Origin of the sequence: Corynebacterium sp. HMSC034E11 (genome assembly GCF_001835905.1) — a bacterium.
Classification (GTDB): Bacteria; Actinomycetota; Actinomycetes; order Mycobacteriales; family Mycobacteriaceae; genus Corynebacterium; species Corynebacterium coyleae.
This window is the reverse complement of the sequence record NZ_KV826393.1, coordinates 173,068-183,464: the sequence shown is the minus strand read 5'-3', so window position 1 is coordinate 183,464 and position 10,397 is coordinate 173,068. Positions and strand designations below refer to the sequence as shown.

Below are 10,397 nucleotides of genomic sequence, written 5' to 3'. Positions count from 1 at the left end.
ACACACCCACATTGTCACAATGACATCTCAATACTGATCATCACGATCACATCAACCCCCAAGATGTGTCGGTGGTTGATAGCGGCGGGGAAACGCCCGGTCCCATTCCGAACCCGGAAGCTAAGCCCGCCCGCGCCGATGGTACTGCTCCCGGGAGGGAGTGGGAGAGTAGGTTACCGCCGACCCAACAACTTCACACACAAACACCCAGAGACCAGCACTACCCGTGCTGCACTCTGGGTGTTTTTTACATATACCCACCCCGCACTACAGACAGCGCAGTGCGAGAACAGAGAACAGCCGGTATGACTATGCCACTGCATAGTAGTTGGTGCACACTTACCTGTCCGCAATGCGGACAATAGAAACCAACACCGGGGGCGCGCTCTTCGAAAAGCAGCCCAACACACTCGCTGAGATAGTTGGTGTCCACCAACTTGTCCGCAATGCAGAGTCAGAATGTCTGCAATGCGGATTCAACGACACAACCGGCGTCACTATGCCACTGCATAGTTGGTGTCCACCCACTAGTCCGCAATGCGGAGGGAAGCGACTTCACGCCACCGAAGACTCGACTAGAGCCACCAGCACGCAGCAGTAAATGCAAAATGAAGCTTCACGGCCGCGGCGTTTTACACTCTGCCCAGGCCAGCGAAAGATATGACCTCGAGTTTTGCATACAGTACAGCCAGGATAGGGACGTAACTGCAATGCTTGAGGGGCGAAAACCGCATTATCGGCTCCGGGGACGTAACAAGACCTTTCGAGGAAAAGGACGATATCGGCCAAATGTGCCACGGGCCGTATAGTCGGCAAAGGAATGTATTGCCGCAGGGAGGATCACGTGAGCGTCGCAGCAGCACGAGCAGTCAACTTGAGAAAGTCCTACGGGCAGGGCGACACGGAAGTTGTTGCGCTCGATGGGGTGGACGTTGAGTTCCGACAGGGGGAGTTCACCGCGATCATGGGCCCGTCGGGATCGGGCAAGTCGACGCTGATGCACGTGATGGCTGGGCTAGATTCGGCGACGTCGGGCGAGGTGTTTGTCGGCGGGACGGAGTTGTCGCAGTTGAACGATAAGGAACTGACGGCGCTGCGGCGTGACCGGTTGGGCTTCATTTTTCAGTCGTTTAACTTGGTGCCCACGCTGACAGCGGCCGAGAACATTCAACTGCCAACAAATATTGCTGGTCGATCGGTGGACCGGGAGTGGTTTGATGAGATCACCGAACGCCTTGGTTTATCGAAGCGACTGAGCCATAGGCCTGCGGAGTTGTCGGGTGGTCAGCAGCAGCGTGTGGCGTGTGCCCGTGCGTTGGTGTCGCGGCCGGAGATCATTTTTGGTGACGAGCCGACGGGCAACCTGGACTCTAACTCGTCGCGTGAGGTGCTGAGCATTTTGCGGACGGCGGTGGATCAGTATGACCAGACGGTGGTGATTGTGACGCATGACGCGAGGGCGGCGTCGTATGCGGATCGTGTGGTGTTTTTGCGGGACGGGAACATCGTTAATGAACTGCGCAACCCGGATATGGATGCCATTTTGGGTGTCATGGCGACGATGGAGGACTAGGGGCCAGTGAACTCCACGATGAATAAGGTGTCGCTGCGTAACCTTGCAGCGCACAAATTGCGGCTCGCGCTGACGGTGTTGGCGGTGGTGCTTGGCACGTCGTTCCTGTCTGGTGCGCTGATGTTCACCAACATGCTGTCGTCGACGTTCGACTCTGCCGTAGACACTGTGCTTGACGACGTCGATGCGGTGGTGCGCCCAGCCGAGGGCGAAAGTGCCTTAGACAAGGAGACAGTCGACGGCATTCGGGCGAATGGGGACGTTGATCGTGTGAACCTGATGGCTGATGAGTCGGTTGTTATCGCGACTGACAATGAGGTGGCGGTGCAGACGCGTCTCGGGTCCTCGCGGCTGGGCGTGTATTACGAGCCGCAGGACACGGTTGGCCGAACGGTCGAGGTGGTCGAAGGTCACGCACCGAAAGAGATCGGCGATGCGGTGATCAACGCCAATGGCGCGCATGAGTATGGCCTGCATGTTGGGCAAGAGTTGATCGTTGTGGACCGTGATGGTCGGAATACGGTGCGCATTACTGGGCTTATCGACGACCCCCTGGTGCAGGCCACCTCTTTACGCCTCGGGGTAACCGAAGAGACTTACTTGGACTATTACTCCTATGACGAGCGGTTCCCGGCGATCACTGTCGGGGCGAAGGAAGGCGTGGGGGCCGCGGAGGTTGTGGACAACCTGCGCAGCGAGTTTCCTGGACTGAAGATAGAGGCGGGGGAGAAGGTTGCGCAGGAAACGACGGAGCAGATTCGGGACGCTCTGAGCTTTGTTACGTACTTCTTGGTTGCGTTTGGTCTGGTTGGCCTGTTGGTGGGCACGTTCTTGATTGCGAATACGTTCTCCATGATCGTTGCGCAGCGTACGAAGGAGTTTGCGTTGCTGCGGGCGTTGGGGGCGTCGCGCGGGCAGATCACGCGGTCTGTGGCGCTGGAAGCGGCTTTGGTCGGGTTGTTGGGCTCGGTGCTTGGCGTGGTGGCTGGTGCCGGGTTGGTGTTGGCGATTCGTGCGGGGATGAACTCGTTTGGCATGCCACTTCCACAATCGGGAGTGGGGCTGTCTGCCGATGCGGTGGTGGTGCCACTGGTCGTCGGCACGGTGGTGACGGTGCTTTCGGCGCTGGCGCCGGCGCGGAAGGCAGGCAAGGTCCGGCCGGTGGAGGCGATGCGGGCGAGCGAGGCTGCGACGCCGCAGCCATTGATGTGGCGCACCATAGCTGGCGCAGTATTAGTCGTTGTGGCGGTTGTTGCGGCGGGTTACGCAATGGCGTGGGATGACGGTGCGACGCGCCACCGGGCGATCCTGGTTGGTGTGGCTGCGTTGAGCGTGATTAGTGGTCTGTTCCTTGCGGGACCTGCGTTGAGTCTGCCGGTTGTGCCTCCGTTGGGGCGTGTCATCGGGGCACCGTTCGGGGAGGTGGGCAGGCTCGCGTCGACGAATACGCGGCGCAACCCGCGCCGGACCGCAACAACGGCGTTCGCGCTGATGTTGGGCATTGCGCTGGTGACCATGATTGGCATGTTGGGCGCGTCGATGAAGCAGTCGGTAGACGATGTGGCTGCAAGTGAGGTGAACGCGGATTACGTGCTGATGGGCCCGGAGATGGGGTCGTTCCCGGTGCCGGGGGATCTGCCGGACAGGCTCGCTGAGGTGGACGGTGTGGGCAATATCGCGTCGTACACTCAGGCACCGATCACGGTCGACGGAGAGTTTGGCCACCAGTTCGGGCCGGTCGGGATGACGGATGTGCTGCGCGGTGACCCGTCGGATCTTATCGACCTCCACGTGGTCGACGGCGACGTATCGCTGACTGGTGACTCGCTGATCGCACCGGAGCACATCGCCCAAGAGCGCGGCTGGAAGGTCGGTGATACAGTCCAAGTGGCCGCACCGAGTGCTCCGGGAAAGACCGTCGACGTGACGGTTGCCGGCCTGTTTAGTGGGTCGAATGTGTTGCAGATGTTTGTGGTGTCGGATTCGGCGGCGGCGAAGGTGTCGTCGATAAGCAATACGCGCTTGTTGATGGTGGGCGTTGACAGTGACGGCTCCACTGATCTGGAGACGCTGCGCGCGCGGCTGGAAGATGAGGTGCGCGGCGACATTGTGGTGCAGGTGCGCTCCGCGGAGGAGATGAGTGGCGAGGTTACGGCGCTGATCGATCAGATGCTGTTCATCCTGTACGCGCTGTTGTCGCTGGCGGTGGTGGTGGCGGTGCTTGGCATTGTGAATACGCTGACGCTGTCCGTGATTGAGCGTAGGCAGGAGATTGGTATGTTGCGCGCGGTGGGCTCGCAACGTAGACAGATCCGCACGATGATCCTGCTGGAGTCGGTGCAGATGACGGTCTACGGCGCGGTGCTTGGCGTGCTGCTGGGGCTTGGGCTTGGCTGGGCGTTCCTGACGGTGCTTGAGAGCCAAGGCTTGACGACGATTGCCGTACCAACCGGGCTCATCGCCACCGTCTTGGCTGCCTCGGTAGTGGTGGGGCTGCTTGCCGCCGTTTGGCCGGGCCAGCGCGCTGCGAAGACACCGCCACTGGATGCGATTGCGGAGTAGGGCTTAGCGGGTGGCGAACGACGCCACCTGTGCACCGATTCCGGCCGCGAGCACCGCGAACGCCGCGGTGCTTATCCCGTACTCGGCGGCGAGGCGGAACTTGCCGTCTTTAATCAACGCCCCGAGTTGGCGGGCCAACAGTGACAGTGTTGAAAGTGCGCCGGCAAACCCAACACCAACGGCGGTTTGCCACATGGAAGGCAGGAAGATTGCCACGCCGATGATGCCGGAGGCGGCGATGTTGGCAATGAAGGTTGCCATCAACAGGTTGTGCACGACGGCCATGATCGCCCAACGCACAAACCCGCCGAGCATGCCGCCGAAAAAGACACCGAGGACGGCGCCGAGCATCCACGTCGCGTCAGACATGGTGCTTCACCCGTGACGCATCTCCGGCCATCCAGGCCAACGTGGCAGTGCTAAGACCCAGCGTGATGATGAACGCCGCCCACCACACCGAGGTGTGCGACGACGCCAACGCCACCGCAGAAAGGGTGCTGAACCCGCCGAGGAAGCCCACACCCCAAAACGGGCCCGGCGCGAAATACCCCATGGCGTAGCAGGCAGTGAGGTTCACCGCGAAGGTGACGGCCAGGGCGAGCGCTTCCGGGGTGGCGGGACTGACCCAAATGAGCAAAATGAAGCGTGCAAGCGCCCCGAAGCCCGCACCGAGGGCAACGATGAGGCCGGTTTTCAGGGATGTTATCTGCACGTCTGCTCAGTGTAACCCGTTATCCGCCGAAGGCGCGAAGCCCCCAGCGCATACCGAACCACGCGGCGACAATGCCGATCACGGCGGTGGACAGGCCGTAGCGCAGGGCCTCGCTGTGCTTTTTGGCCTTGATGAGCTCGCCGAGTTCTTTGGCAAAGGTGGACCAGGTGGACAGGGCGCCAGCGAACCCGACGCCGAGTGCTAACTGCCACGCGGCCGGGGTGGTGACGGCGAAGCCTGCGACGGTGGAACCGACGACGTTGGCGGCGAAGGTGGCGGCGTGGGCGTTGTGGATGATGCGGGTTAGTCCGTAGCGTGCGGCGCCGCCGAACAGTGCGCCGGCGAAGACGGCGGCGAGGGTAAGGGCGAGGCTGAGAACGGGGATGCTAAGCATGGCGGCGGCCCCTTACGGCGTCGCCGGCGAACCACGCGCCGATGGCGGTGGCGTAGCTCAGTGTGATGATGCCGAGCGCCTCGATGGCCTGCGATTGCATCGCCGCGACCGAAATGGCGGAATAGGTGGTTAAGCCACCGAGGAAGCCCGTGCCCCACAGCGGGCCGGGCTTCAACAGGCCCATGGCGAAGCAGCCGGCGATGTTCACCGCGAAGGTCAGCGCCAGTGCGGCGGTAGAGCCGGGGGCGGCGCCGAGGATGACGAGGTGTCTGACCACTGCGCCCAGCGCCGCGCCGAGGGCGACGGTGAAGGTGGTGGTGAGGGTGTCGTCGATACGCATGGGCGCGAGCCTAGTGCCAATCCATCTTCTGGCGCTCAACGAACGCCGCGACCTCCTCCGGCGACTTCTTCAGGTGCGGATCCCACGCGAGGTACTCGCGGGTCTCGCGCACCACAACGCCGGACAGCAGGAGCAGGCCGATCAGGTTCGGGATGGCCATGAGCCCGTTGGACAGGTCGGAGAAGGTCCACGCCAACTCCAGGGAAGCAACCGCGCCGACAAAGGACAAGGCGGTGAAGAACATGCGGTAGGGGATCGACGCCCACTCGCCGAAGAGTGCCACGATGGCGCGCTCGCCGTAGTAGGACCAGCCCAGGATGGTGGAAAACGCGAAGAAGATCAGCGCCACGGAAACGATCAGGCTGCCCCACTCGCCGGGAAGTGCCTGGCCGAAGGCGGAGGCGGTCATGATGGCGGCTTCCTCGCGGCCCATGTCCCAGGTGCCGGCGGTGACGATGACGAGGCCGGTGATGGTGACGACGATGATGGTGTCGATAAACGTCTGCGTCATGGAAACGAGAGCCTGGCGCGCCGGGTGCTGCGTCTTGGCTGCCGCGGCGGCGATGGCGGCGGAACCCATGCCGGATTCGTTGGAGAAAATACCGCGGGCGACACCGAACTGGATGGCCAGCATGATGCCGGAGCCGACGAAGCCGCCGGTGGCAGCGGTGCCGGTGAATGCGTCGGTGAAGATGGTGGCAATCGCGGCCGGTACGCGGTCTGCCATAAGTACCAGTGCGGTGATGCCGCCGCCGACGTAAATGACAATCATCAGCGGTACGAACGCTGCGGTGATCTTGCCGATGCCCTCAATGCCGCCCAGGACGGCAGCGCCAACGGCGAAGAAGATGATCACGCCGGCCACGTTGGCGCTGATGCCAAACGCGTCGTGCATGCCGGCGGCGATGGAGTTGCCCTGCGCGAGGTTGCCAATGCCGAAGGACGCGAAGATGGTGAACAGGGTAAACGCGGCGGCGAGGAATTTGCCGAAGCCGCCGCCGACACCAGTCTTCAGGTACTCGTGCGGGCCGCCCTGCTGCTTGCCCTTCTTGTCGGTGGTGCGGAAGCGCACACCCAGGTAGGCCTCGGAGTACTTCGACGCCATGCCGACGATGCCGGTGAGCCAGATCCAAAACAGTGCACCAGGGCCACCGATGGAGATCGCGGTGGCCACACCGACGATGTTGCCGGTACCCACCGTCGCCGCCAGCGCGGTGGTCAGTGCCTGGTAGTTGGAGATGTCGCCCGCGCCCTCTTCAGCCTTATCGACGAACGCATGACGCGTCGCCCGACCCAGCGTGCGGAACTGGATACCGCGCAGCCGGACAGTGAGGAACAAACCAGTGCCCAGCAGCAGCGGAATGAGGACGAAAGGCCCCCAAACGATGGACGAGATAGTGCTCAAAATGTCGTTGAGGGTGGAAGCCATGCGGAAGAGTAAAGCATACGCATAGCCGAATAATATAAAACTGGCAGAGTTTAGATTCACGGACGATGATGGAGCTGTCCATACACACCCTCAGCCCGCAACAAAAGGAGCCCCCATGGCACACGAGCGCGCCGGCCAACCCGCCCGCGACGAGGACCTCATCGACATTGCCGAGCTGGTCACCGCCTACTACACCCGCGATATCGACCCCGACAATGTGGACCAGCAAGTGGTGTTCGGCACCTCGGGTCACCGCGGGTCGTCGTTAGATAATGCATTCAACGAAGCGCATATCTTGGCGACGACGCAGGCGATCGTCGATTACCGCCGCGGCGAAGGTATCACCGGTCCGGTCTACATCGGCCGTGACCCCCACGCCCTGTCGGAGCCGGCGATGGTTTCCGCGCTCGAGGTGCTCATTGCCAACGAAGTGCCAGTGCGTGTCGACGCCGCCGGGCGCTACACCCCAACCCCAGCCGTCTCCCACGCGATCTTGACCCACCCCGGCGGCAACGCCGACGGCATCGTGGTTACCCCATCGCACAACCCACCGCGCGACGGCGGCTTTAAATACAACCCGCCAAGCGGCGGACCCGCACCGGCGGAAGCTACGGACTGGATTGCGCGCCGGGCCAACGAATACATTGCCGCAGGCCTGAGGGGCGTGAAGCGGGTATCGGTCAGTGGCGTGCTGGACGAGCGTGCGGAGAAGTTCGGCTACCTCGATCACTACGTCTCCGACCTGGACAGCGTGGTGGATATGGACGCCATCAAGGCATCTGGCCTGCACATCGGCGCAGACCCGATGGGTGGGGCGAGCGTGGACTACTGGGGAGCGATCGGGGAGCGCTACGGGCTGAACCTCGTGGTGGTCAACCCACGCGTGGACGCCACCTGGCGGTTCATGACCCTGGACACCGACGGCAAGATCCGCATGGACTGCTCCAGTGCAGACTCCATGGCATCGCTCGTGCATAACCGCGACAAGTACGACCTGGCCACCGGCAACGACGCCGACGCGGACCGCCACGGCATTGTCACCCCGGACGCCGGGCTGATGAACCCGAATCACTACCTCGCCGTGGCCATCGAGTACCTGTTTAGTCACCGCGACGGCTGGGCGAAGGACACGGCGGTGGGCAAGACCTTGGTGTCCTCGTCGATGATCGACCGCGTTGTCGCATCGCTCGGGCGTGACCTCGTCGAGGTCCCGGTTGGATTCAAGTGGTTCGTGCCAGGACTCGTCAGCGGCACCATCGGCTTCGGTGGCGAAGAATCCGCCGGTGCGTCCTTCCTGCGCAAAAACGGCAAGGTCTGGTCCACCGACAAGGACGGCCTGATCATGGACCTGCTCGCCGCCGAAATCACTGTGGTAACAGGCAAAACTCCGTCGCAGCGCTACGCCGAGCTCGAAGCGCAGTACGGCTCGCCTGCATATGCGCGTATCGACGCCCCCGCAAACCGCGAAGAAAAAGCCACCCTGAAGGCCCTTTCGCCCGACCAAGTGCAGGCGAGTGAACTGGCGGGTGAGGTTATCTCTGCAAAGCTAACGGAGGCCCCAGGAAACGGCGCGGCCATCGGCGGACTGAAGGTGACCACCGAAAACGCCTGGTTTGCCGCGCGCCCCTCCGGCACCGAAGACAAGTACAAGATCTACGCCGAATCGTTCCTCGGCGCGGAGCACGTGGCGCAGGTGCAGGAAGAAGCCAAAGCGCTCGTGTCACAGGTCTTGGGCAAATAGGGGAGTAGAATCAGCCGAGTGAGCACAACGACAGCCGCGCCTGCAACGCGCGACACAAAAACACTGGTCCTGGACGTGTTGTCCGCGTTAGCGCGGTTCTACATGGCCTACATTTGGATCTCTGCTGGGTGGGCAAAAATTGGTGTCCACCTGGATACCGCCAAAACCATCGAGGCCTACGAAATCTTCACCCCAGCCTGGTCCGACTTGCTGGCCCATATCATCGGGCCGCTCGAGCTCGCAGGTGGTTTGTTGCTGCTGCTGGGCATCAACCTGCGCTGGTCGGGCAAGGTGTCCATCTACGTGCTCGTGCTGTTCATCATCGGCATGCTGTCCGCTTGGCAGCGGGGACTCGTTATCGACTGTGGCTGTTTCGACCCGTCCGCAGCCGGCGAAGGGGAGACGAATCTGCTCGCTACGGTGTTCCGCGATGTCATCTACATCGCCATCACAGGCTTCATGATGTGGCGCCCGTTTAAGAAGTTTGCAATTTACCCCTAAACTTGACCGTTGTACGCAGTACCCGTCCACCGCGCCGTGATCGCGGCGCCAACAACAGGAGACACGTGTGACCACACGCAAAGTGCAAAACCCGAACCAGAGCGGTAGCAAGGCCTTCATCTGGGCCGTCGTCGCTGTTATCGCGATTGCCCTGCTCGTCATCGGCATCATTGTCTACAACGGCAAGGCAAACCGCAGCGCTGCAAAGCAGGCGGAGATGATCGACGTCACCGGTATCAACGTCGAGTGGAACCAAGAAGAAGACATCATCCACATCACCGGCGAAAACAAGGATGCCAACAAGGCTGAACTTTTCGAAGACTTCTCCTGCTCCCACTGTGCAGACCTGCACGTTGCTACCGATGAGCAGATGCTGGAGAAGGTCCGCGCGGGTGAAATCAACGTGGACCTGCGCCCGATGACCGCACTCGATGGCGGCATGACGGGCCACTCCACCAAGGCACTGGCTGCCGAGCTGGCGCTGCTGGCCCACGGCGATTTCTCTTCCGCGTTCACCTTGCGCAACTTCCTGTTTGAGAACCAGCAGTCGGCGTACAACAAGTACGACGAGAACGGCTTCGCAGATCTGGCCGCAGACTACGGTGCAAGCGATGAGGCTGTGAAGGATATTCGCGACGGCAAGTTCATCGACACCGCGAAGCGTCTTGGCGACGACAACCGCAAGTACCAGGAAGACAAGACCGGTGAGGCATGGACCCCGCGCGTGCTTGTCGATGGCGAGGATGTGGAAAAGCTCGTCGATATTGAGGAACTCCGAGAGATCACGGGCAACCCGAACCTCGACGAGAAGGAGGACTCTCCGCGTGACTTCTGGCCGGAGGTCCTGGCCAGCCGCTAAACACAAAGACCAATATCGGCTTTTAGCCCCAAGCGGCCTGCATTTGCCCAGGTCGCATCCTGAAGCGGTGGCTAAAAGCCGATATCGCCTTTTGTGGGGGCTGGCGATTTGGCCGGGGGCGGGCTGGCCCGGTATATTGGCCAAAGTTCCAAGGGGCTATGGCGCAGTTGGTAGCGCACCACACTGGCAGTGTGGGGGTCACGGGTTCGAATCCCGTTAGCTCCACTCCACAACTACATACCGTTTACATACGGGGCTATGGCGCAGTTGGTAGCGCACCACACTG

General features: G+C 61.8%; 10 protein-coding genes, 1 tRNA gene and 1 rRNA gene. 7 read left to right on the top strand and 5 right to left on the bottom strand.

From position 1 onward, the window contains the following. The first annotated feature begins 67 nt into the window (after positions 1-67). The 3 genes from rrf to HMPREF2690_RS03960 all read left to right on the top strand — a co-directional run bounded on the left by rrf (position 68) and on the right by HMPREF2690_RS03960 (position 4,135). Positions 68-185: ribosomal RNA gene (gene rrf / locus HMPREF2690_RS03970) — 5S ribosomal RNA — on the top strand. Positions 186-820: 635 nt separating this feature from the next. After that, positions 821-1,573, top strand: a complete 753-nt coding sequence (locus tag HMPREF2690_RS03965; protein ID WP_070820230.1) for an ABC transporter ATP-binding protein — start codon at positions 821-823, stop codon at positions 1,571-1,573. Between the two features lie 18 nt (positions 1,574-1,591). After that, positions 1,592-4,135 carry an ABC transporter permease gene (locus HMPREF2690_RS03960; RefSeq protein ID WP_070820245.1) on the top strand — a complete coding sequence of 848 codons (2,544 nt, stop codon included), beginning with the start codon at positions 1,592-1,594 and terminating at the stop codon, positions 4,133-4,135. 3 nt (positions 4,136-4,138) lie between these two features. Here HMPREF2690_RS03960 and HMPREF2690_RS03955 read toward each other — a convergent pair whose 3' ends face one another. The 5 genes from HMPREF2690_RS03955 to HMPREF2690_RS03935 are packed head-to-tail and all read right to left on the bottom strand — an operon-like array spanning position 4,139 to position 7,010. After that, positions 4,139-4,504 carry a FluC/FEX family fluoride channel gene (locus HMPREF2690_RS03955; protein WP_070422609.1) on the bottom strand — a complete coding sequence of 122 codons (366 nt, stop codon included), beginning with the start codon at positions 4,502-4,504 and terminating at the stop codon, positions 4,139-4,141. Then, positions 4,497-4,847: a CrcB family protein gene (locus tag HMPREF2690_RS03950; RefSeq protein WP_083279448.1), complete on the bottom strand. Its 351-nt coding sequence runs from the start codon at positions 4,845-4,847 to the stop codon at positions 4,497-4,499. The genes HMPREF2690_RS03955 and HMPREF2690_RS03950 overlap by 8 nt, the downstream gene beginning before the upstream one ends. A gap of 19 nt (positions 4,848-4,866) precedes the next feature. Beyond that, positions 4,867-5,241: a fluoride efflux transporter FluC gene (locus HMPREF2690_RS03945; protein WP_070422608.1), complete on the bottom strand. Its 375-nt coding sequence runs from the start codon at positions 5,239-5,241 to the stop codon at positions 4,867-4,869. Further along, a complete protein-coding gene (locus HMPREF2690_RS03940) occupies positions 5,234-5,620 on the bottom strand; it encodes a CrcB family protein (protein WP_246819504.1) in 387 nt (128 codons plus the stop codon). The genes HMPREF2690_RS03945 and HMPREF2690_RS03940 overlap by 8 nt, the downstream gene beginning before the upstream one ends. Beyond that, entirely contained in the window at positions 5,592-7,010 is a 1,419-nt protein-coding gene (locus HMPREF2690_RS03935; RefSeq protein ID WP_070451242.1) for an alanine/glycine:cation symporter family protein, read from the bottom strand. The genes HMPREF2690_RS03940 and HMPREF2690_RS03935 overlap by 29 nt, the downstream gene beginning before the upstream one ends. 115 nt (positions 7,011-7,125) lie before the next feature. Here HMPREF2690_RS03935 and pgm point away from each other — a divergent pair, with 115 nt between their 5' ends. The 4 genes from pgm (at position 7,126) to HMPREF2690_RS03915 (ending at position 10,336) form a co-directional block, all read left to right on the top strand. Continuing rightward, a complete protein-coding gene (gene pgm / locus HMPREF2690_RS03930; RefSeq protein WP_070820229.1) occupies positions 7,126-8,751 on the top strand; it encodes a phosphoglucomutase (alpha-D-glucose-1,6-bisphosphate-dependent) in 1,626 nt (541 codons plus the stop codon). 18 nt (positions 8,752-8,769) lie between these two features. Continuing rightward, on the top strand, positions 8,770-9,252 hold the full coding sequence (locus tag HMPREF2690_RS03925; protein ID WP_256365999.1) for a MauE/DoxX family redox-associated membrane protein: 483 nt from the start codon (positions 8,770-8,772) through the stop codon (positions 9,250-9,252). Positions 9,253-9,319: 67 nt separating this feature from the next. Next, the gene (locus HMPREF2690_RS03920; protein WP_070422604.1) at positions 9,320-10,111 is read left to right on the top strand and encodes a DsbA family protein; all 792 of its coding nucleotides are present in this window, start codon (positions 9,320-9,322) and stop codon (positions 10,109-10,111) included. Between the two features lie 152 nt (positions 10,112-10,263). Next, positions 10,264-10,336, top strand: a tRNA-Ala gene (locus tag HMPREF2690_RS03915). Positions 10,337-10,397 lie beyond the last annotated feature (61 nt).